Here is a 20,322-nt window from a genome sequence, read left to right as displayed (position 1 = left end):
GTCAGGTTGATTGAACGAACCTGACATCGTCGCTCCCCAGAGGAAATCAGATGAAAGCCGCCCCCCAGATCAAGCAGCTTCCCGTGGCCAACCGGACGGTGCGCTATGTCTCCATCGCCGACGTGAGCGGCGTGGAGCAGCTTCCTTTTTCCCTTCGCATCCTGCTGGAGAACCTCTTGCGTCAAGCGGCGATTCGCGGCGTGGACACCCAGGCAGAAGTTGATGCGCTTCTTGACCGCAAGATTGGCGCGGGCCTGAGCTTCTACCCGACGCGCGTGTACGGCCAGGACATTCTTGGCCAAGTGATGTTGGTGGATATGGCCGGCATGCGCGACGCCGTTGCGGAAGCGGGTGGCGACGCCTCGCAAGTTGGTCCCAAGGTGCCGGTCGATGTCATCATCGATCACTCGCTTCAGGTGGACAGCTGGGCGTCGCCAATTGCGCGCAAGGTGAACTTGGAGCGCGAGTACGAGCGCAACGCCGAGCGCTTCGCCTTCTTGCGGTGGTGCAGCAGCAGCTTCGAGGGCGTACGCATCGTTCCCCCAGGCAAGGGCATCATGCACCAGATACACCTCGAGTACATCGGCAAGGTGGTTTGGACCGACAAGGACGGTCAGGGCGAACTCGCGATTCCTGACACCTGCGTCGGAACCGACAGCCACACGCCCATGATCAACGGTCTCGGCGTGCTGGGCTGGGGAGTCGGCGGCATCGAGGCAGAGGCCGTCATGGTCGGCAAGCCCGTCGCACTGGCCCTTCCGGAAGTGGTCGGCATTGAAGTCAAAGGCAAATTGCGCGAAGGCGTGCTCCCGACCGACCTGGTCCTCGCCATCACGCAGCGCATGCGCGCCCTCGGCGTCGTTGGCAAGTTTGTCGAGTTCTTCGGCACCGGCCTGGAAGCCCTGTCCCTTGGCGACCGCGGGATGATTGCCAACATGGCGCCCGAATACGGAGCCACCGCCGTCTACTTCCCAATCGATGAGCGCACGTTGGACTATCTGCGCATGACTGGCCGCGAAGACGCGCAAGTCGAGCTGGTAGAGCTGTACGCGAAGGCCCAGAAGCTCTGGCGCGGCGCCGACACGCCGGCTCCCCGTTTCGACACCGTGGTGACCATCGACCTCGATGAAATCCGGCCGTGCCTGGCCGGCCCTCGCAACCCCGAGGACCATCTGCCCCTGGAGACAGTGCCCAGCGCATTCGTGAAGCACTACCAGGAAATTGCCGGCAGGCCACTCGACCCCGAGCATGCCGCTCCTGTGAAGGGCGAGCAGTTCTCCCTGCATGACGGTGACGTGCTCATCGCAGCCATCACCAGCTGCACCAACACTGCAAACCCCGTCAACATGATGGCCGCCGGCCTGGTCGCGCGGAAGGCGGTCGCGCTAGGCCTGAAGACCAAGCCTTGGGTCAAGACCTCCCTGGTTCCGGGAAGCCATGTCACTGCTGCGGTTCTCGAGACGGCCGGCCTGCAGGAGTCGCTCGACGCCCTCGGGTTCCATATCGCCGGCTTTGGCTGCACCACCTGCAATGGTGGTTCGGGTCCGCTGCCGGACGCTTTGGTCGAGGCCATTGAGGCAGAGAAGCTGGTTGGTACCGCAGTGCTCTCCGGCAACCGAAACTTCGAGGGCCGCATCCATCCGAACATTCGCGCAGCCTACCTGGGGTCGCCCGCGCTCGTGGTTGTCTATGCGCTTACCGGCACCCTGTCGGTCGACGTGACCAAGGAGCCCATCGGGATTGGCAGCAACGGCCAGCCAGTCTACCTGCGCGACATCTGGCCGACCTCGGTCGAGATTTCCAAGGCAGTCGAGGGCGCCTACGAGCCGGCAATCTTCCGAGAAAAGTATTCGGACCTGTTCGAAGGCGGCGAGCCCTGGGACGCTCTGGCCGGTGAGCGCAGCGAGCGATTTCCCTGGGACGACGCGAGCACGTATGTTCGCCAGCCCCCGTATTTCGAAGGCGTCTCGCGCGAGGCTGCTGCGGTCCAGGACATCGTCGGCATGCGCCCGCTGGTCATCCTCGGCGACTCCGTGACGACTGACCACATCTCTCCCTCCGGGGCTATCAGCCTGGGCACCCCCGCAGCGGACTTCCTCCTTGCCAAAGGCGTCGAGCGGCGTGACTTCAACAACTACACGACGCGGCGCGGAAACCACGACGTGGCGGTCCGCGCTACTTTCGCGAACATCCGCTTGCGTAACCGCATCGTTCCCGGTGTCGAAGGGGGCGAGACCAAGCTCATGCCGGACGGTAAGCAGATGCGGGTCTTCGAGGCGGCGGAGGAATACCTGCGGCGCGATGTGCCGCTCGCCGTCATTGCTGGCAAGAACTACGGTTGCGGGTCGTCCCGCGACTGGGCAGCCAAAGGGGTGGCACTGCTTGGCGTCAAGGCCGTGATTGCCGAGAGTTTCGAGCGCATCCACCGGACCAACCTCGTGGGCATGGGCGTGTTGCCGCTGCAGTTCGAGCCAGGCACGACGGCGGAATCTCTGAACTTGGACGGCAGCGAAACCATAGACGTCCCCGCGCTTGCCCAACACCTCGAGGTTTCAGGGCAAATTGAAGCCATCGTGCATCGCACCGATGGGACCTCGACGGCCGTTCCGCTCATCATCCGCCTTGATACCGAAGAGGATGTCGACTACTGGCGCCATGGCGGCATCCTGCCGCTGGTGTGGCGCGACTATGTCTCCGGCAAGTCCGAAGAGCACGTCTCGCATTCGGCGAAGCGTGTGCAGTCGGAGGTCGGAGGTCCTCAACATGAACTACCCGACGCAATGCCGGGCACCGAAGTGCCCAGTGCCAGTCAAGGCGCGGCCCTAGGCTGACCTTGAGGGAAGGCCCAGAAGCCTTCTTCTCCTCCCTCTCTCGAAGCAATCCTGCGCTGCCTGCCTGGCGGCACGGGAGGGACCTGTGCTGCCAGCGTCTGCCGTTGCCGTTGCCGTTGCTCTTCATGGGCGTGTTCACCGGCATCCTGTCTGGAACGACGATGACCGATGCGATTGCACAGAACCTCGTGTCGTCCATCCCGGACTCTGCCGGCCACTTCGTGCCCCTCATCACCGCGCTACTGAGCGCCCCGATGACCTTCTTCCTGTCGAACGATGCGTTCTACTTTGGCGTTGTTCCAATCCTCGCGGAGGCGTCGACCAAGTGGTCTTCCGGCAGCCCATCTATGTTGGTGAGCCAGTCACGTTCCTCGCTTCCATCAATCACACGGCGAATCGATGGAGGTCGGCATCAAGGTGGTTGCGAGGTGCGATCGCCAAACGTCGGCGCTCGCGGATGCGACGGCGGGGTCAGCGCACCATGGTGTCGAGCCAATCGAATGCCGCTGTCCAGAACACGATGGATGCCATGCCTTCGCAGTGCCCCTCGGCGCCCTCGGCACGGGCAGGTGATCGAAGGTGCCAGTTTGGCGCTCGTGTAGCGGCGCATGTCCTGGAAGTAGGTCTGCGGGTCGGCGACGCCGTTCGTCACCATGCGCGGCCCGAGCAGCGTCCGCAGGGCCGGGATCTCGAGCAGCGCGTCGAACCGCGGCTTGGCGGTGGGGTCGTCGACGTGTTCCCAGAGCCCGCCCAGGCGAGCGGCGACACCGGCCGACATATCGTACTGGCCCGGGTCGACGACCAAGGCGGCAAGCTGTGGCGCTCCCGCGGCGCCGCGCGGGGCGAGCAGGCCGCCGAACGAGCGGCCGACGAGCACGATCCGGCGGGCGTCTACTTCTGGCTGGCCTGCGACCAGTCAAACATGCCAGGCACGACGTGCTCCCAGTCGGGGCGCTGCGGCACGCGGCGGTCGTAGAGAACGCTGCCCTGGCCCGGGCCGTCGAGGCCCACGAACGCCCATCCCCGGTCGAGGGCCGGGTACACCGATGCGTACAGCTCCTCGGCTGTGTTGTCGTAGCCGCCGATGTGCAGGATTGTGGGGAAGGGGCCGCTGCCGGGCGGCGCGAACAGGTAGCCCGGCGTGTCGCCCTCGATCAGGCGGCCGCGCCCCAGCAGGCCGGGAAGGGCGCTGCGGAAGGCGTCGACGCTGGCCCGGTAGGCCGTGGTCAGCTCCTTGCCGTCGAGGTCATCTCGATGCCAGAAGAACGCTTGCCGGTAGTATTCGGCCGCCCGCAGCCGCAGGCTGGCAGCGCTCGTGGCGTGACCGGTCTGCGCGGCCGCCGCTGCCTGCGCCACGAGGCCGTCTGCGAACGTCGACCACGCGGCGTACCAGCTGTCGCGGTCGCCCTCGGTGATCCGCGACGCGATGTACAAGCACTCCCCGACGTTGGCCATGCCGGCGTCGCACTTGCCCACCGTGCGCTGCAATTGACCGTCGAAGGCCTCGTCGTCGAAATGCAGCTGCATCCGCATCACTCCTGTATTGACGGGTTCTTGATCGATAGCGACGTTGGGTACCGAGTCGACTCTAGGCGCTGACAGCATGCTTCTTCAGACGCATGCGCAGGCCGACAGGATGCATCGTGAAGGTCATGACTTCTTCAGGGACGCCGCCGCCGGGGGCCCTCGACCTCCAAGAGCTCGAAGTTCCGAGCCAGGATCCCCAGCACGAGGCCTCCGCTGCAGCGGCTACCAACTAACGCGGGAGCCGGTATCGGTCAGGCAGGTATGCGCAAGAATATTTCCCGCGGCATCGGTGATCTGACCATCTACCGCGCCTGTGAAACTGTTTTCATCCGCGGACAAAATGCGCGTTCCCTTTGACTTCTGCAAGCCGAGGAGCGACCCATCGGGGTTGAAACGATAGAACACCAGCGTAATGGTGTAGGTCCGATGGGACTCGCGCTTCCAGGTTCCCATTGAAGCGCTTGTCAAGCCGGGAGGGGAATTACTTCCATATGACGCCGTTCCTCCCACGTTGAACGTGGACAATCCCTTGAAGCCGCCAAGCGCGACGCCGTTATTGCAGTCTCTCACTGTCGCCGTCGACTCCCAAACCCCGACGATGGCCTCCGGGCCCTTTTCTCCCCTTTCCCTTTGACGATCGTCATCGGAGGCGAAGGCGTTGCCGTGGATCAGCAGCATCGCTGAAGCGACTGAAACGCTCACACGGGTGAATGTACGGAGGGCACCGGGCTTGGTCATGAGCAGACTCCTCGAGTTGGGTCGCCGAATTTCAAACCTTCCTCGTGTTTCTTTCAAGACGTCTCAAGCTTGTTACTACCTTGGCTCAGGTTCATGGACAAGCACTCCTATATTGGCGCACCCCACCTACCCGCGCCATGGGGTGATGCGCGGCAACCATCGCCTCACGTTCGCCCGATAGCGCTGGTACTCGTCGCCGAACTGCTCGCCCAGCGCAGGCTCTTCGTAGGCGACAACGAACAAGAAGAATCCGGCCCACACGATCGCGCCGTACGCCAGCACCGTGACGCTCCCGAACAGGAGGCCCTGGCCGGCGATCAACGCCGTGACTGCGACGTATATCGGATTGCGGACGTAGCGATAGAGTCCGGTGACGACGAGGCGCTTGGGAGGCATCACGGGCGCCGGTGTGCCAAGGCCCTGCAACGCGAAGCGAGCGAACGAATCGAGCAAGATGGGCAACCCGGCGACGATCAGGGCGGCGCCGAGCACGCGCGCGATCGGGAACAGCGGAGGCGCGAAGTGCCAGTGCGTGAGGTACCAAGGGACATACACGGCGAGCGTGCCCGGAGCGATGACCAGGAAGATTGCGGAACCGATGATCGCGGCGGCGCGCTGCACGATCGGATCATACTCAGCGCCGCCGCGGATCGCGCGGATCGGGCGAGCGCTGGCTTCGGCGATGTCCTGCGCGATGTCCGAAATTTCCCCGGCGCGCGCGCTATGCTTTGCGCGGGCCTTCCACCCGCAACCCGACGAGGAGAAACGCAATGAGGTCACGCCGCTTCACGACTCGCAATGGAACGGAACTCTCCTTCTCGGCCCTCGGTCTGGGTACGGCCCCCCTGGGCGACCTGTACGAACTGCTGGACGAGAAAACCTGCATCGTCACCATCGAACAGGCATACGCCAGCGGGGTGCGCGTGTTCGACACCTCGCCGCACTACGGCAACGGTTTGGCCGAAGCGCGCGTGGGTGCAGGCCTGCGCCACCTGCCGCGCAAGGACGTGATCGTCTCGACCAAGATCGGGCGAGTCATGGATGCCTTTGTCAAGCCAGCGCCGAAGAACCCCGATGTTTTTTCGCCGGGCTTTGCCGGCGGCCATCCGCATGCGCCGCGCTTTGACTATTCCTACGACGGCACGATGCGTTCGGTCGAACAGTCTTTGCTGCGCACCGGCCTGGATCGCCTGGACATCCTCCTGATTCACGATTGCGACGTGTGGACGCACGGTCCGGTCGATGCGCCCGTGCGCTTCAAGGAGGTGATGGAGGGCGCCTACAAGGCGCTCGAGAGGTTGCGCAGCGAGAGGATCGTCGCGGCCATTGGGTTCGGCATCAACGAGTCCGACATCGCGGTGAAGTTCGCGAAGGCCGGCGATTTCGACGTGGCGATACTGGCGGGCCGCTACTCGCTGCTGATCCAGAACGCGGTGGACGAATTTCTGCCGCTGGCGCTCGAGAAGAACATCGGCGTGATGCTGGCCGGTGTGTTCAATTCCGGCATCCTCGCAACCGGGGCCGTGCCGGGCGCCAAGTTCGAGTATGGGCCGGCGCCCGAGAACATCATGGAGCGCGTGCGCAAGATCGAGGCGATCTGCGCAGCGCATGCCACACCGTTGCGCCGCGCGGCGCTGCAGTTCGCGATGGCGCATCCCGCGGTCGTGACGGTGCTGCTCGGCGGCGTGACACCACAGGAGGTCCAGGCCAACTCCACCGATGCCGATCAGCCCGTGCCGGCCGCACTGTGGAGCGACCTTCAGTCCGCCGGCCTGCTGAGTCCGGCCGCACCGATCGGCTGAGCACCTTTGCGGGCGCGCGTGGCCCAACGTGTCACTCGTTCGCGCTGCGCGCCCGTAGTCTGTCGAAGAGCACCGCCACGATGATGAATCCTCCGACGAAAGTGCCCTGCCAGAAGGTACTGATGCCCAGAAGGATCAGGCTGTTGCGAATCACCTCGATCAAGGCCGCGCCCACCACGGCGCCGAAGGCCGTGCCGATGCCGCCCGCCAGGTTGGTTCCGCCGATGACGGACGCCGCGATCACCGACAACTCCATGCCCTGTCCCAGGCTGGTCGTCACAGTGCCGAGCCAGCCGACTTCGAGCACGCCCGCAATGCCCGCGCACAGCGCGCAGAACATGTAGACGCTCACCTTCACCAACTTCACCGGCACACCCGTCATCGTCGCCGCACGTTCATTGCCGCCGATGGCATACAGGTGCCGGCCCCAGCGCGTCCAGCGAAACAGAAAGCTCGCGATCAGGAGCAGAACGATCAGGAAGAGCACCGGGCTTGGCACCCGGATGGGGTCGACGAATGGCAGTGACACGCTGACGAAGCCGCCACCCAGCGCGAGCAGTTTCGGCTGGTCCGGCCCGAACTCGTAGACCATGCGGTTGTTCGACAGCACCATCGCGAGGCTGCGCACGATGGAAAGCATGCCCAGCGTGACCACGAACGGCGGCACGCCGATGTAGGCGATCATGAAGCCATTGATCGCACCCGCCAGCAACGATGCGCCCAGTGCCAGCGGAATCGCCACCCAGATCGATGTGCCCGTGTGCATCGTCATCCCGACCACCATGCCCGACAGCACGAGCACCGCGCCCACCGACAAGTCGATGCCTCCGGTGACGATGACGGCCGTCATTCCGATCGCAATGATCGCGACGAAGGCGAAGTTGCGAGTGACGTTGAAGAGGTTCTGCTGCGTCGCAAAGACATCGCTCGCGAAGGTAAGCACCACGAACGCGACAACGGCCGCCACCGAAACCCAGAAGGTCTGCTGGCTGACGAGCCAGCTCAGCCAGTTGCCATGCACGCGCCGGTCGATGCTGTCCTCGAGACTTGCGGCCATGTCGGACTGCCTTGTCGTTGGGTCGGGTGTGATCATGCGGTTTCGATGGCGCCGGTGATGAGGCCGGTGACCTCCTCCGGGGAACTGTGGGCGATGGGCTTGTCGGCCACCTTCACGCCGCGGCGCAGCACGACGATGCGGTCCGCCACCGCAAACACGTCCGGCATGCGATGGCTGATGAGCACCACCGCGATGCCGTGCTCTCGCAGGCGCCGGATCAGGTTCAGCACCTCGGCGATCTGGCGCACGCTGATGGCGGCCGTGGGCTCGTCCATCAGCACGATCTTCGGATCGGCCAGGCGTGTGCGCGCGATGGCCACCGCCTGCCGCTGCCCGCCGGACATCCGGCGCACCAGGTCGCGCGGCCGTGTCTCCGACTTCAACTCGGCAAAGAGTTCGGCCGCGCGCTTGAACATGGCGCGATAGTCCAGCACCTTGACGGGGCCGAAGCCGCGCGTGAGTTCGCGCCCGAGGTAGACGTTCTCGGCCGCCGTCAGGTTGTCGCACAGCGCGAGGTCCTGGTAGACGATCTCGATGCCTTCGCCGCGCGCGTCGGCCGGCTTGTGGAAGGCCACCGTGCGGCCTTCCATCATCACCGTGCCGTCGCTGGGCGGGTAGTTGCCCGCGACGATCTTCACCAGCGTCGACTTGCCGGCGCCGTTGTCGCCCATCAGGCCGACGACCTCGCCGGGCTCGATGCGCAGCGAGACGTCGATGAGCGCCTGGATGGCGCCGAAATGCTTGGAGACCCGGGCGAGCTCCAGAACAGCCATGCGACTACTTCGCCGGGCACTTGTCCAGATTGGTCGGCACGCACTCGTCCAGCCCGGTGTAGAGCGGGTCGGCGACCTTCTTGCCACCAATGAGGTCGATCAGCACGGCGGGCGCGCGATGCCCCATTTCGAAGGGGCGTTGGCCGATCTGCGCATGGCTGCGGCCATTCTTCAGCGCGTCGAGCTGCGGCGGCAACGTGTCACCGGCGATGATGATCAGCTCCTTGGACTTCAGCTTGGCCATCACCTGGTCCGTCACCTGTGCATACGCGGACGGACCGAACTGCGCCCAGCCCCCCACGAGGATGAAGGCATTGAGCTTCGGATTCTTGGTGAACACGTCCGACATCTGCTGGTTGGCCAGGTCGATCTGGTCATTGGTGAAGAGCGGACAGCCGTCGATCTCGGTCCAGCCGCCGTCACCCTTCAGCCGGTCGACCCCCTTCTTGCCGGCAATGGTGTCGCGAAAGCCGGCTGCACGGGCATTGATGTTGTCGGCGGCCACGTTGCCCAGTTGCATGCACACCGTGCCGCCCTTGGGATTGAGCTGCTTGAGGTGCTTGGCCATCAGCACGCCCATGTCGTAGTTGTTGGTGCCCAGGTAGGTCTTGCGCAGCGACCGGTCGGCCGCGGCAAGATCGGCATCGATGGTCATGATCGGCATCTTCGGTGCCTTGGCCTTGAGCATGGTGGCCATGGCCGGCGCGTTGGAGGGCGAAATGGCGATGCCCGCCACGCCCTTGTTGATGAGGTCTTCGACGATCTGCACTTCGCCGGCCTCGTCCGCGCTCGATGCCGGCCCGGTGTACAGGCAGGTGTATTCGGAGCTTGGGTTTTCCTTGTTCCAGAGCGCGCAGCCGTCGCCGAGCACGGTGAAGAAGGGGTTGTCCAGACCCTTGACCACGACCGCCAGGGTCTTCTTCTGGGCCATCGCCGGTGCGGCGACGAGAAGCGCCGCCAATGCTGCGCCGACAAACTTGAGAAGCGACTTGTTCATTGCGTCTCCTGGATTATTGGATATGCACAACTGTCGAAATCTCTTGCACCGCCGGCAAGCCGCGGATCTCTCCTGCGGCTGTTCGGGACCCAAGAGAAGTCGGACTATAGGACCGGGGCTGGGCGCTGTCGAGCGTGTAGACCCGAACCGCGAGCAGGTGGCGGGCCTTCTGGACTGGCCCGCGCCGGTCCTGCGGCACGCGGTCGTCGACCGTGCGGCCCCAGTAGCAGTACGGCCCCCATCGACAGTCACCCGACCACAGCGCATACTGCGCCTCGGCCATCGCCGCATGAGGCGTCGGTTCGTGTGCCAACACCGTGCTCGCCATCGACTTCAAGATCTGGGAGATGCGCATGACGCGACGCTTCAACATATCTCCGGTGCCGCGGGGGCGCTTCGAGCGCGACGCCGCATGACGCCCGATGGGACAAGCGCGCTAGACCAGCTGGACCTGCTGATAGTCGGAGCCGGATTCGGCGGCCTTTGCATGCTGACAAAGGCGCGCGCGATGGGCCTGTCGGCGCGAGTGCTCGAAGCCTCGCCCAGCGTGGGGGGCACCTGGTATGCCAACCGCTACCCGGGCGCCCGCGTAGACATCCAGAGTCTGGAGTACTCCTTCTCGTTCAGCGAGACCCTGCAACAGGAATGGCAGTGGACCGAGCGCTATGCATCGCAACCCGAACTGCTGCGTTATGCCAACCACGTGGCTGACCGATTCGACCTGCGCAGCGGCATCAGCCTGAACACCCGCGTGACGACGGCCTGCTTCGACGATGCCGATCAGCGCTGGGAGGTCGGCAGCACAGGCGAGGATGGCGAGGCGCAGATCTGGCACGCGCGCTTCGTCGTGCTGGCCTGCGGGCCGCTGTCGACGCCGAACACGCCGGCCTTTCCAGGCCTGGAGACTTTCGCCGGGCCGGTCTTGCACACGGCCGCCTGGCCGCATGCGCCAGTTGATTTCGACGGTCGCCATGTGGGCGTCATCGGCACCGGTTCCTCGGCGGTCCAGGTGATCCCGCGCATCGCGCAGCAGGCAGCGGCGTCGGTAACGGTGTTTCAGCGTACTGCCGCCTACGTCGTGCCCGCCCACAACGGCCCGCTCGATCCGGTGCAGGAGGCCCGCGTGAAGGCCGACTACCAAGGCTTTCGGGCACGCAATCGACAAATGCGCACCGGCTTCGGCTCCGATCTGCCAATGAACCCGAGCTCGGCGCTGACCACGAGCCCCGAGGAGCGGGACGCCGCGTTCGAGGCCCGATGGGACGCCGGCGGATTCCCCCTGCTCTGGACTTTCGGCGACCTGATGACGGACTTGCAAAGCAACGCCCTGGTGGCCGAGTTCGTGCGCGGCAAGATTCGCCGGGCGGTGCATGACCCCGCGACGGCAGCGCTGCTTTCGCCGCACCAGCCCATTGGCTGCAAGCGGTTGTGCGTGGCCGACGACTACTACGAGACCTTCAATCGGCCGAACGTGCATCTGGTGGACGTCAGCAAACAACCAATCGAAGCCATCACGCCAGGCGGCCTGCGGACCGGCGGGCGCGAGCACACCTTCGACATGCTGGTGTTGGCCACCGGCTTTGACGCCGTCACCGGCACGCTGATGCGACTGGACCTGCGCGGCCGAGGCGGCCTGCGCATTCAGGACAAGTGGCGTTGCGGGCCTCTGAACTACCTGGGCTTGACGGTGGCCGGCTTCCCGAATCTGTTCAACATCGCGGGCGCGGGCAGTGCCGCAGCCTTCACGAGCGTGATTCTCTCAATAGAGCACCACGTGGACTGGATCGCCGAATGCGTCGCCTGGCTCGACTCGCAGGGTCACGCCACGATCGAGGCCACCGACGAGGCCGAGAGCGCCTGGGTCGCACATGTCAATGCGGTCGCTGCGCAAACGGTCTTCCTGAGCTGCAACTCCTGGTATCTGGGCGCCAACATCCCGGGCAAGCCGCGCGTATTCATGCCCCTGGCCGGCGGATTCCCAGCCTACGCGGAAAGGTGCAAGGCCGTGGCCGATCGGGGCTACGAGGGCTTCTCACTGGGCGCTCCAGAGGGCCAGAAGAAGGCAATAGCGCTCACGCCGGATTGACATCCGCAGCAGCACCGACTGATGGATGCTCGGCTACGAATTCGGAGAGCTTCACACTGTGATCGGCGGCCAGCATTTCCGCCGCCTTCTCGCCGATCATGATCGACGCCGCGTTGGTGTTGCCGCTGACCACGTTCGGCATAACGCTCGCGTCCGCAACACGCAATCTCTCCACTCCCATCACCTTCAGACGTGGATCCACGACACTCCCGATCCGGCACGTCGACGTGACGTGGTAGACGGTAAAGGAATAGTGGAGCGCGAGGTCCTCAAGCAGGGCGTCACTTGGCATGGCGCCCTCGATGTGACCGTGCTTGCTGGCAAGGAATGGCGGGATGAGCAGCGGCCCGATCTTCCGGTGTGCCGGCCAGTGATCAACGATGTCCAGCGCCCGACGCAGCACTGCGACCATCACCTTCATGTCGTGCGGGTCGCCGTAGTAATTCATGCGGATCGTCGGGTGGTCCGCAGGGTTTGCGCTCGCGAGCACGATCTCTCCCTCGCTGTGCGGTTGCACAGGGTTGGCGAGCACGATCATGCTCTGCGCTTCGCCTGCGAGACGCTTCGACGCATCGTCAAAGTACTGATTCACGTCGACACACAGGCAGCGCTGCCAGAGGTCGTCGTTGTAGCCACAGGCGAAGAAGGCGATTTGTGCATCGTGACTGTGGTTGTCGCCAAGGCCGGTGGAGTACCAGGCGGCCGCATCGTAGAGGGACGAAGAGATCAGGCCATGGCCGGTCGTCGCCCACTCGGTGATGCGTCGTTCTGCTTCTTGCTTCAGCCCCTGCAGTTCGGGGGGCATCTGTGCGTCGTCATCGGGGTTCGCGGGCAGGGGTCCCGCCGGAGCGCGCAGGGCCGAGGGGCCGAACGAGACGCCAAGTTCGTTCACCGGTATGCCAACCCCCGGTGCAGGAAAGAAGAGGCCCACGTGGAGGTGGTCCTTCAGATGCTTCCCAACGTGCGGCGAGTCGACTCGACATGTGATGCCTGCCGCTTCGAGCTCTGCCCGGGGCCCGATGCCCGAGAGCATCAAAAGGTGCGGCGACCCGATGGCGCCCCCACTCAATATGACTTCCTTGGTGGCGAACGCGGTACGCGTTTCACCACTGCCGACGCGGTACTCGACCCCCGTCGCGGCCAAGTGCCCCGTCGCGCCGTCCAGAAGCACGCGCGTGACTTGCGCCCCGGTGATGATGGTGAGGTTCGAACGCTTTTCGGTGTCGCCTTCGATGAAGGCGTGAAAGGTGCTGGAGCGCTTGCCGCTTCGCGTCGAGGTCTGGAAGAGCGATGCGACGCCGCCGGGCCCACCACGGTCTCTTCCGTTGTAGTCGCCGCGCGGAATACCCGCGGCCACGGCGGCATCCACGAACTCACGCGCGCCCGCGAGCACCGGCGCACGCACGGACACGCCAAGAGGACCGGCAGTGTTGTGCGCTGGCGCATCGATCGAGATGTCGTCGCTCGGCGAGAGGCCCTCGCTCTTCTTGAAGTACGGCAGCACGTCGCGGTAGCTCCATCCGCTGGCGCCGCCTTCGGCCCAGGCGTCGAAATCGCCAGGATGGCCGCGCACGTACGCCATGTAGTTGATCCCGGACGACCCCCCGAGCATCTTGCCCCGCGGCATCATCATGCGCGCTCCCTTCAGTCCGAGCCCGCACTTGCCGGCATCCGCGGTGTACATCCAGTCCGTCTGCGGATTCTGTTGCATCGCGGAGCACGCGGCGGGAATCAACTCTTCGACGGGCGGGCGGCCGCCCGCTTCCAGCAGCGCAACCCGACAGGACGGGTCTTCGGACAAGCGAGCCGCAATCACTGCTCCTGCTGACCCTGCTCCCACTACGATGAAGTCAAAGGTGTCTGACATGACGATGTCCTTTCCGCGAAGCTGTGGCCGGGGTGCCATGTTGAACCGAACTCGATTGCTCTACTGCTGGTGTAACCCCTTGGGGGCCCTCCATCTGCCGTAGCGAAAATTGGGTCCGCATCTGCCGAGGCAACACGCCGGCAGTGCGATGGACCATGGGCGGCGGGGCCGCCACAGGCCATCTCCTCAAATGAGGGGAGGTGCCGGCAACTCTGGGAACCCATCTGCACGCCGAGTTCGCCCGGTGTTCTCGCTGCCATGCGCTCGTCGTGCACGCATATGGACAGAGCGGATGACAGTGGCCACAATCCATGCAGCACATTCGAGTCGAGAGCCGTCCCCCAATGGCGAAAGTGCCTGTCGCCAGTCACCAGCTCAAATGAAGTTTCAGATGTATTGGGCAAGACCTGTTCTTTGGATTGCAACGATTGCTGCCATGGCATGGACCACGCACGTCCACGCGCAAATTGCTTTCATCGCTCGGCACGTCATCGGTCGGGTGGAGCAGATGTCTCAACAGCAAGGCAACGGCGGCGTGGCGTACGACACCGCCGCCGTGGTGGTTGAGGTTCCCGCCGAGAAAGTCTACGCCGTCGCACTTCGCAACCTCAGTGCCCAGCCTCAGTTGCGGATCACCGGCCAAGACCAACAAGCGCGCGCCATCCAGTTCACGAACAACGTACAGATCGCGGGGCTGCAGGTCAACGCACTATCGGACAAACTCTCTCAAATCCTGATCACGTCTGCCCACACGGGCGACCAGAACGTCTCATCGCTGATCCTCGAACGCATCCTCTTGTTTTGCTCGGAGATGAAGGTGAAGTGTTCGAAGGGTTCGAACTAGCGCAAGCCAGTGCGGTAACCCTCGATGCGCCTGCCCGCCATGCATACCGCGACGGCCGGCACCGCCGACCACGGCGATGCGCTCGTCCGGCGCAGGAACGCCATGTCGAGCGCCTCCACGACCAGCACCCGCAGCATCACCTTCGTCGGATTGGTCTTGTCCAGCACCCGCGAGAGGGCGATGCTCGTCGCGGTCCCGCTCATAGAGCCAATCCAATGATTCGTGTGGGTGTCGTGGTCTATCCCGGGTTCCAGCTGCTCACGCTGGCCGTCGTCTCTGTGATCGAGTGGGCGATACGGTGGTGACGGAGGGTTCGCCTGCGTTGCTGGCCTTCCTGCGCAAGTCAGCGCGGCGGTCGCGCCGGATCAGGGAGGAGACTGGGCAGACCCCGGCCAAGGCCATCATCGAACGTCTGCGAACCGAGGCAGCACGGCTCATGATCGAGTCCCAGCATTTGCCCATCGAGACCGTCGCAAGGGATGCGGGCCTCGGTGATCCCGACCGCATGCGTCGGGCATTTCTTCGCGCGTACGGACAGCCGCCGCAGGTGATCCGGCGAGCGAATCGGACCGAGGCGCGGCACGCTTGGTCAGAGTCATCGCCTCGTCGAGATTGTTCTTGGCAAACGTAGTCAGCGTCTTGTCTTGGCCCTGTTCCAGTCGCCGGAGATCGAGGCTTCGTAACGCTTGGTTACCAAATGTCCAAGGCCCTCGCTCGCGAGAACGGCCCCTCATTTTGCGAGAAAGGCGTTCAATGTGAGCTGATCACAATTCACTGGGGGAGCGCGATGTCCAGGGTAACTGCGGCGCCAACAGCCAACTGTGTGACTCGGGATTCAAGCCCAGCGCCGTTCCGTGCGCGGCATGGCGGGGGGCGAGCGCGAAGGTCGCGGTGTTTCGACGCACCGGCTGTCTTCAGCCCTGACGGGATGCCGGTCTCGGCGGCTCTCCTCTCCTCGGCGCCGTGACTGCGCACGAAGTACCGCAGGAGCCCGGAAATGACGAAGTACTGCGACTCGTGCCACACGGCCAACAAGGACCGCGCCAGATATTGCCGTGGCTGCGCGGGCAAGTTCTCAGGTCTGCGCTTCGACGCTGGGGCCTTCCTTCCGACGTTGCCGGATGCGCGCGCGGCGGGAGCCATGCCAACGCCCAGACCGCTGGACCGGGTGGTCGTGCGCGCACCGCTTCGAAAGACCATGTCCGTGCCAAAGCGAGGCCCACGGCTCGCGCCGCCTCCGCGGGCCGCCGTCCCACTGCTGTCGCTGTTGTTCGTGCTCTTGGTGTCTGTTGCGGGTTTCGTGTATTGGTACTCGACCCGGGCGGTCCGTGAGGCGCCGGTCCCGAGTTCGCCGCAGCGCCTCCTTCAGACGGCGCCTGAGACTCTGGACGCGGTCGCGGTCGCGGTGCCGGACCCGGCGTCGACAGTCCCGAACTCGACGCCCGTGTCGTTGCAGAAGCCGCCTGCATCCACGCCCGAGGAGGCGCCGCGGAGCCCCGTCGCTGGGCCGACGGTCGAGGAGGCGTCGCTGCCGGGTCCGGAGCCGCAACCGGCTGCTCACGCGGGCCCACCGGTGGAGGCCGCGAGTCAGGAGACGACCGGGGACGAGGTGTCGGCCAGCCCGGATGGCCCTGTCGCCAAGCCGTTGTCGAGCCCCCGGCGCCGCGTCCAGGTCGTCGCCTCGGCGCCGAAGCGACGCGCGGCGACGACCACGTTCGAGAGCGTTCCCCGGGCGCCGCTCGCGCCTCTCCCATCAGCGGCCGCTGAGGCTGCGCCGGTGCTGGCGAGGACGCCCGAGACCTCGCAGACGCTTCGCTCGGGAATCGCGTCCAAGGCCGTAGGCAATCTGCCCTGTGATCGCTACAACCCCTTCGGCGAGGCCGTGTGCGCCAGCACGACCCAGTCGGCTGGCCCGGGGACGCAGCCATCGGCGGCCACCGGAACATCGCTCGCCGGCAGCCGCGGAACGGGCTGGCTGCGTGGCACGGCCGTGGCGAGCGGTGGGGCTGCGAGCCAGGCTGACGGTGGCGGAGCAGGCGGCGGTGGCTCGGGCGGTGGAGGTGGAGGTGGAGGCGCAGGCGCGGGTGCAGGTGCGGGAGGTGGTGGGGGCGCTGGTGGTGGTGGAGGGGCCGGTGCTGGAGCGGGTGGCGGAGCGGGAGCGGGTGGTGGCGCTGGCGGGGGAGCCGGCGCTGGTGCTGGCGCTGGTGCCGGAGCAGGAGCAGGAGCAGGAGCAGGAGCAGGAGCAGGAGCAGGAGCAGGAGCAGGAGCAGGCGCCGGACCTGGGGGCGGACCTGGCGCCGGCGCCGGACCTGGAGGCGGACCTGGAGCCGGAGCCGGTCCTGGAGGCGGCCCCGGTGGCGCCGGTGGCCCCGGTGGCCCCGGCGGGGGTGGCGGAGCGGGGGCTGGCCCCGGGGGCGGCGCCGGTGGTGGCGCGGGCGGGGCCGGTGGTGCGGGTGGCGGACCCGGTGGTGGTGCCGCCGGGCGTTAGGCAACAAGGGGGCAGTCGATGATGAACCTCGATGCGCTGGTCGAGCCCGACCGCGTTCACAAGACCGTCTACACCGATGCCGCGATCTTCGATGCCGAGATGGAGAAGATCTGGGAGCGCATATGGGTCTACTGCGGCCACCTGTCGCAGGTGCCGAATCCCGGCGACTACCACGCCGTCACCATCGGCCGCCAGCCGATGTTCATGGTGCGGCAGGCCGACGGCTCGGTGCAGGTGCTGCACAACCGCTGCCCGCACCGTGGCGTGCAGCTCGTGGGAAACCTGAAGGGCAACACGGGGCACAGCATCGTCTGCTCCTACCACGCGTGGAGCTTCCACCTGGACGGCAGCGTGCGTGCAATCCCGCTGGCCCAGGGCTATGAAGGCACGCGCATGACGCGCGACAACCCCGACTGCGGCGTCAAGCGCGCGGCGCGCGTGGAGAGCTATCGGGGCTTCGTCTTCGCCAGCCTCTCGCACCACGGCCCTTCGTTGAAGGAATTCCTCGGCGAAGCGCGCGTCGCCTTCGACGACATGTGCGACCGCTCGCCGGTCGGCGAGGTGGAGGTGGTGCCGATCTGCCATCGCGTGATCCAGCATTCGAACTGGAAGTTCTTCATGGAGAACCAGCTCGACGCGCTGCATCCCTCGGTCACTCACCAGTCGACCGGCATCGCGGCCGGGCGGGTCGAGAAGCGGCTGAAGGCGCAGCAGGAGAAGGTGCCGCTGTACTACCACTACCTCTCGGCCTTCGCGTCGAGCTTCGAGCAGTGGGACTCGGTGCAGACCATCAATTTCCCGCGCGGACACGGCATCCTGAAGGCCTACATGGGGCTGCGCCCGCAGGACCCCGACACGCTCGCGCACGAGGCATTGCTGAAACAGGCCTACGGCGAGCAACGCGCCGAGGAATACCTGTCGCGCAGCATTCATCACGTGCTGATCTATCCCTATCTGTCGGTGCAGTCACCCTTGCAGCAGCTGCGCTGCCTTCGGCCGATCGCGCCCGACAAGACGCTGTCGGAGATCTGGCACTTCCGCCTCAAGGGTGCGCCCGAGGCCATCTATCGCCGCAGCCTCTGGTACTACAACCTCGTGAATTCTCCAGCCACGATGATCAATGCCGACGACCTCGAGAACTGGACCAAGGGGCAGTGGGGTCTGCAGTCGAATGGCGGCGACTGGGTCAGCTTCCATCGCTACTTCGGCGACGACCGCGAGGAGGGCGGCGTGACCTATTCCAGCCACGGCACTTCCGAGGCGGTGATGCGAAGCCAGTTTCGCGCCTGGTCGACCTACATGGCTTCATAGTGCAGGAACCACGTCATGAGCCAGCCATCTTCCGACAGCCCGAGCGCCGCCATCCCGAACGCCGGACCCGACTTCGAGCACCTGCTCGCGCAGGACGTGGTGATCGAGGCCGCGCCCGGCGATGCGCCCACCGGCGCGCAGGTGATCGCACCCGACCACTCGCCGCGCGCACCGCAGCTCGGCGCCGCGCCTGCCGCGCAGGCCGCGCCGCGTGCCGGCCTGGTCGTGGACAGCGACCTGCAGCGCGAGGTCGAGCAACTGCTCTACCTGCAGGCCGAGCTGCTCGACCGCAAGCTGTGGCAGGCGTGGATGGACTTGTTCGACGACCGCGGCGTCTACTGGATGCCGGTCACGCTCGAGCAGACCGAGTGGGAGGGCTCGCCCTCGATCTTTGCCGAGGACAAGCTGATGATGGAGATCCGCAAGGGCCGCGTCTCGCACCCCAACGCATGGTCGCAGGCACCGATGTGGGAGACCAATCACATCGTCGGCAATGTCGCGATCGAGTCGGTGGACGGCGTGACCGTCCATGTTCGCTCGCGCTTCCATCTGATGGAGCTGCGCCGCGACACGGTGCGGCATTTCGGCGGCACCTACCGGCACACGCTGGCGCGCGACGCGGGCGGCGCGCTGCGCATCGTGCTGCAGCGGGTCGACCTCTTCAACGGGCAGGCGCCGTTCGACTACGTGCTGCAGATCTGGGTCTAGCTGCCGAGGTGCCCGTCAGTTCGGCGGCGGCGAAATGTTCTCGTCCTTCACCACCTGGGTCCAGCGCGCGACGTCGGTGGCCAGGAAGGCCTGGGCCTCGCGCGCGCTGGTCGGCCAGGGCTCGGCCGCCTGCAGCTTCAGGTTCTGGACGATCTCGGGACGGCGCAGCGTGGCCTGCACCATCTGGTTGAGCCGGGCCACGATCGCGGGCGGCAGGTTCTTCGGACCCGCCAGGGCGTACCAGGCGCTGACGTCGAAATCCGGCAGCACGGTCTCGGCCACGGTCGGGATGTCCGGGAACCCCGGGAAGCGCGTGCGCGAGGTGACCGCCAGCGGCCTCACCTTGCCGCTTTCGATCTGGCTGGACATGCCCGCCAGCGAGGTGAAGATGATCGGCACCTCGCCGCTCATGACGGCCAGCGCCGGCGCGCTGCCGCCCTTGTAGGGCACGTGCGTGAACTGGACCCCGGCGCGTGCCTGGAACAGCACGGCCGCCAGGTGCATGCCGCTGCCGGTGCCGCCCGAGCCGTAGTCGATCTTGCCCGGCTGGGCCTTCGCGGCCGCCACCAGTTCCTGGAGGCTGCCGGCGGTCGAGCCCGGTCCCGCGATGATCGCGAACGGACTGCGCGCCACCATCGACACCATCGTGAAGTCGGACACGGCGTCGAAGGGCAGCGACTTGTACAGCCCCGGTGCCGCCGAGTGGCCCGAGGCCATCAGGAACAGCGTGTAGCCGTCGGGCTCGGCCTTGGCGACGTAGTTGGCGCCGATGGTGCCGCCGGCGCCGGGCTTGCCCTCGACGATCGCCTGCTGGCCGAAGGCCTCGGGGAACTGCGCCGCCAGCAGGCGCGCCAGGTTGTCGACCGGCCCGCCCGATGTGAAGCCGTGGATGATGCGCACCGGCTTGGTCGGCCAGGGGGCCGCCGGCGCCGTGGCTTGCGCCAGGGCGGATGCCGCGGCCAGCAGCAGCGCGCCGGCGGTCAGGACGTGTCGGAAGACAGGCAGGGTCATAGGACGAAGTGCTCCGGTTGGGGCCCGCGTTCGACGGGCACTGACTTGAACTGGCCTTGCTCGAACATGCGCAGGCGCGAGGCCAGAAGTTCATCGTGGAGGCGGGCCAGCCGGGCCGCATCGAAATTCAGCTGTCCGTTTCTCTTGGCGAACCTGCCTGCCACGATGACATTCTCGATGTCCGAGGTCTCGGCGTACATGACGACGATGTGGGCGGCATTGCCGCCCGGCAGCGCGGGGAAGATGTTCATGCCGCGGCAGTCGAACATCACGAGGTCGGCC

At 65.8% G+C, this 20,322-nt stretch carries 19 protein-coding genes and 2 pseudogenes; 9 read left to right on the top strand and 12 right to left on the bottom strand.

The features are described from left to right. Positions 1–50 precede the first annotated feature (50 nt). Entirely contained in the window at positions 51–2,831 is a 2,781-nt protein-coding gene (gene acnA / locus QTI17_RS30735; protein WP_286537619.1) for an aconitate hydratase AcnA, read from the top strand. 316 nt (positions 2,832–3,147) lie between these two features. Beyond that, a pseudogene (locus QTI17_RS30730) lies at positions 3,148–3,254 on the top strand (acyl-CoA thioesterase); the annotation flags it as partial. Here the strand turns inward: QTI17_RS30730 and QTI17_RS30725 are convergent. From QTI17_RS30725 to QTI17_RS30710, 4 genes are all read right to left on the bottom strand, one after another. Next, positions 3,244–3,708: a hypothetical protein gene (locus QTI17_RS30725; protein ID WP_286537733.1), complete on the bottom strand. Its 465-nt coding sequence runs from the start codon at positions 3,706–3,708 to the stop codon at positions 3,244–3,246. The pseudogene QTI17_RS30730 and the gene QTI17_RS30725 sit on opposite strands and share 11 nt — an antisense overlap. A 14-nt stretch (positions 3,709–3,722) precedes the next feature. Continuing rightward, positions 3,723–4,358, bottom strand: a complete 636-nt coding sequence (locus tag QTI17_RS30720; RefSeq protein ID WP_286537618.1) for an alpha/beta hydrolase family protein — start codon at positions 4,356–4,358, stop codon at positions 3,723–3,725. A gap of 222 nt (positions 4,359–4,580) precedes the next feature. Next, the gene (locus QTI17_RS30715) at positions 4,581–5,096 is read right to left on the bottom strand and encodes a hypothetical protein (protein ID WP_286537616.1); all 516 of its coding nucleotides are present in this window, start codon (positions 5,094–5,096) and stop codon (positions 4,581–4,583) included. Positions 5,097–5,222: 126 nt separating this feature from the next. Continuing rightward, the gene (locus tag QTI17_RS30710; protein ID WP_286537614.1) at positions 5,223–5,876 is read right to left on the bottom strand and encodes a methyltransferase family protein; all 654 of its coding nucleotides are present in this window, start codon (positions 5,874–5,876) and stop codon (positions 5,223–5,225) included. On the opposite strand from QTI17_RS30710, the gene QTI17_RS30705 reads away from it, so the two are divergent. After that, complete coding sequence (locus QTI17_RS30705; RefSeq protein WP_286537612.1) at positions 5,867–6,898, top strand: aldo/keto reductase; 1,032 nt, start codon at positions 5,867–5,869, stop codon at positions 6,896–6,898. The two genes, QTI17_RS30710 and QTI17_RS30705, sit on opposite strands and share 10 nt — an antisense overlap. 31 nt (positions 6,899–6,929) lie before the next feature. Here QTI17_RS30705 and QTI17_RS30700 read toward each other — a convergent pair whose 3' ends face one another. From QTI17_RS30700 to QTI17_RS30685, 4 genes are read right to left on the bottom strand one after another with little or no spacing between them, the layout of a single operon-like run. Beyond that, positions 6,930–7,991, bottom strand: coding sequence for an ABC transporter permease (locus tag QTI17_RS30700; protein ID WP_286537610.1), 1,062 nt, complete (start codon positions 7,989–7,991; stop codon positions 6,930–6,932). Further along, positions 7,988–8,728 (bottom strand): ATP-binding cassette domain-containing protein, encoded by a 741-nt coding sequence (locus tag QTI17_RS30695; RefSeq protein WP_286529210.1) that lies wholly within the window; start codon positions 8,726–8,728, stop codon positions 7,988–7,990. The genes QTI17_RS30700 and QTI17_RS30695 overlap by 4 nt, the downstream gene beginning before the upstream one ends. A 4-nt stretch (positions 8,729–8,732) precedes the next feature. After that, on the bottom strand, positions 8,733–9,725 hold the full coding sequence (locus QTI17_RS30690) for a substrate-binding domain-containing protein (RefSeq protein WP_286529211.1): 993 nt from the start codon (positions 9,723–9,725) through the stop codon (positions 8,733–8,735). Between the two features lie 13 nt (positions 9,726–9,738). Further along, positions 9,739–10,080, bottom strand: a complete 342-nt coding sequence (locus QTI17_RS30685; RefSeq protein ID WP_286537607.1) for a hypothetical protein — start codon at positions 10,078–10,080, stop codon at positions 9,739–9,741. 57 nt (positions 10,081–10,137) lie between these two features. Here QTI17_RS30685 and QTI17_RS30680 point away from each other — a divergent pair, with 57 nt between their 5' ends. Continuing rightward, on the top strand, positions 10,138–11,811 hold the full coding sequence (locus tag QTI17_RS30680) for a flavin-containing monooxygenase (RefSeq protein WP_286537606.1): 1,674 nt from the start codon (positions 10,138–10,140) through the stop codon (positions 11,809–11,811). Here the strand turns inward: QTI17_RS30680 and QTI17_RS30675 are convergent. Further along, entirely contained in the window at positions 11,798–13,678 is a 1,881-nt protein-coding gene (locus QTI17_RS30675) for a GMC family oxidoreductase (RefSeq protein ID WP_286537605.1), read from the bottom strand. The two genes, QTI17_RS30680 and QTI17_RS30675, sit on opposite strands and share 14 nt — an antisense overlap. Before the next feature lie 436 nt (positions 13,679–14,114). Here QTI17_RS30675 and QTI17_RS30670 point away from each other — a divergent pair, with 436 nt between their 5' ends. After that, entirely contained in the window at positions 14,115–14,522 is a 408-nt protein-coding gene (locus tag QTI17_RS30670) for a hypothetical protein (RefSeq protein ID WP_286537604.1), read from the top strand. Here QTI17_RS30670 and QTI17_RS30665 read toward each other — a convergent pair. Next, the gene (locus QTI17_RS30665; RefSeq protein ID WP_286537603.1) at positions 14,519–14,725 is read right to left on the bottom strand and encodes a hypothetical protein; all 207 of its coding nucleotides are present in this window, start codon (positions 14,723–14,725) and stop codon (positions 14,519–14,521) included. The two genes, QTI17_RS30670 and QTI17_RS30665, sit on opposite strands and share 4 nt — an antisense overlap. Positions 14,726–14,877: 152 nt before the next feature. Between QTI17_RS30665 and QTI17_RS30660 the strand changes: the two are divergent. From QTI17_RS30660 to QTI17_RS30645, 4 genes and pseudogenes are all read left to right on the top strand, one after another. Beyond that, positions 14,878–15,153, top strand: a pseudogene (locus QTI17_RS30660) (helix-turn-helix domain-containing protein); the annotation flags it as partial. A gap of 1,393 nt (positions 15,154–16,546) precedes the next feature. After that, complete coding sequence (locus QTI17_RS30655) at positions 16,547–17,032, top strand: hypothetical protein (protein ID WP_286537602.1); 486 nt, start codon at positions 16,547–16,549, stop codon at positions 17,030–17,032. Next, positions 17,029–18,321 (top strand): aromatic ring-hydroxylating oxygenase subunit alpha, encoded by a 1,293-nt coding sequence (locus QTI17_RS30650; protein ID WP_286537600.1) that lies wholly within the window; start codon positions 17,029–17,031, stop codon positions 18,319–18,321. Before QTI17_RS30655 ends, QTI17_RS30650 begins: the two co-directional genes overlap by 4 nt. 15 nt (positions 18,322–18,336) lie before the next feature. Beyond that, a complete protein-coding gene (locus tag QTI17_RS30645) occupies positions 18,337–19,029 on the top strand; it encodes an aromatic-ring-hydroxylating dioxygenase subunit beta (protein ID WP_286537599.1) in 693 nt (230 codons plus the stop codon). A 15-nt stretch (positions 19,030–19,044) separates the two neighbouring features. Here QTI17_RS30645 and QTI17_RS30640 read toward each other — a convergent pair whose 3' ends face one another. Together QTI17_RS30640 and QTI17_RS30635 are read right to left on the bottom strand one after the other, a co-directional pair. Further along, positions 19,045–20,040 carry a tripartite tricarboxylate transporter substrate binding protein gene (locus tag QTI17_RS30640; protein ID WP_286537598.1) on the bottom strand — a complete coding sequence of 332 codons (996 nt, stop codon included), beginning with the start codon at positions 20,038–20,040 and terminating at the stop codon, positions 19,045–19,047. Then, positions 20,037–20,322: hypothetical protein (locus tag QTI17_RS30635; protein WP_286537597.1), on the bottom strand; the 286-nt coding region annotated here is incomplete at its 5' end. The genes QTI17_RS30635 and QTI17_RS30640, both read right to left, overlap by 4 nt.

The sequence above is a fragment of the Variovorax sp. J31P179 genome (assembly GCF_030316985.1).
In the GTDB taxonomy this organism is placed as follows: Bacteria; Pseudomonadota; Gammaproteobacteria; order Burkholderiales; family Burkholderiaceae_C; genus Variovorax; species Variovorax ginsengisoli_B.
The sequence above is the reverse complement of the archived record's forward strand: the minus strand, read 5'-3'. Positions and strand labels throughout refer to the sequence as shown.

Excerpts from the sequence above, each read along its gene's own strand:
- acnA (WP_286537619.1), top strand. The coding sequence starts at position 51 with ATGAAAGCCGCCCCCCAGATCAAGCAGCTTCCCGTGGCCAACCGGACG.
- QTI17_RS30720 (WP_286537618.1), bottom strand. The coding sequence starts at position 4,358 with ATGCAGCTGCATTTCGACGACGAGGCCTTCGACGGTCAATTGCAGCGC.
- QTI17_RS30715 (WP_286537616.1), bottom strand. The coding sequence starts at position 5,096 with ATGACCAAGCCCGGTGCCCTCCGTACATTCACCCGTGTGAGCGTTTCA.
- QTI17_RS30705 (WP_286537612.1), top strand. The coding sequence starts at position 5,867 with ATGAGGTCACGCCGCTTCACGACTCGCAATGGAACGGAACTCTCCTTC.
- QTI17_RS30700 (WP_286537610.1), bottom strand. The coding sequence starts at position 7,991 with ATGATCACACCCGACCCAACGACAAGGCAGTCCGACATGGCCGCAAGT.
- QTI17_RS30695 (WP_286529210.1), bottom strand. The coding sequence starts at position 8,728 with ATGGCTGTTCTGGAGCTCGCCCGGGTCTCCAAGCATTTCGGCGCCATC.
- QTI17_RS30690 (WP_286529211.1), bottom strand. The coding sequence starts at position 9,725 with ATGAACAAGTCGCTTCTCAAGTTTGTCGGCGCAGCATTGGCGGCGCTT.
- QTI17_RS30685 (WP_286537607.1), bottom strand. The coding sequence starts at position 10,080 with ATGCGCATCTCCCAGATCTTGAAGTCGATGGCGAGCACGGTGTTGGCA.
- QTI17_RS30680 (WP_286537606.1), top strand. The coding sequence starts at position 10,138 with ATGACGCCCGATGGGACAAGCGCGCTAGACCAGCTGGACCTGCTGATA.
- QTI17_RS30675 (WP_286537605.1), bottom strand. The coding sequence starts at position 13,678 with ATGTCAGACACCTTTGACTTCATCGTAGTGGGAGCAGGGTCAGCAGGA.
- QTI17_RS30670 (WP_286537604.1), top strand. The coding sequence starts at position 14,115 with ATGGCATGGACCACGCACGTCCACGCGCAAATTGCTTTCATCGCTCGG.
- QTI17_RS30665 (WP_286537603.1), bottom strand. The coding sequence starts at position 14,725 with ATGAGCGGGACCGCGACGAGCATCGCCCTCTCGCGGGTGCTGGACAAG.
- QTI17_RS30650 (WP_286537600.1), top strand. The coding sequence starts at position 17,029 with ATGATGAACCTCGATGCGCTGGTCGAGCCCGACCGCGTTCACAAGACC.
- QTI17_RS30645 (WP_286537599.1), top strand. The coding sequence starts at position 18,337 with ATGAGCCAGCCATCTTCCGACAGCCCGAGCGCCGCCATCCCGAACGCC.
- QTI17_RS30640 (WP_286537598.1), bottom strand. The coding sequence starts at position 20,040 with ATGACCCTGCCTGTCTTCCGACACGTCCTGACCGCCGGCGCGCTGCTG.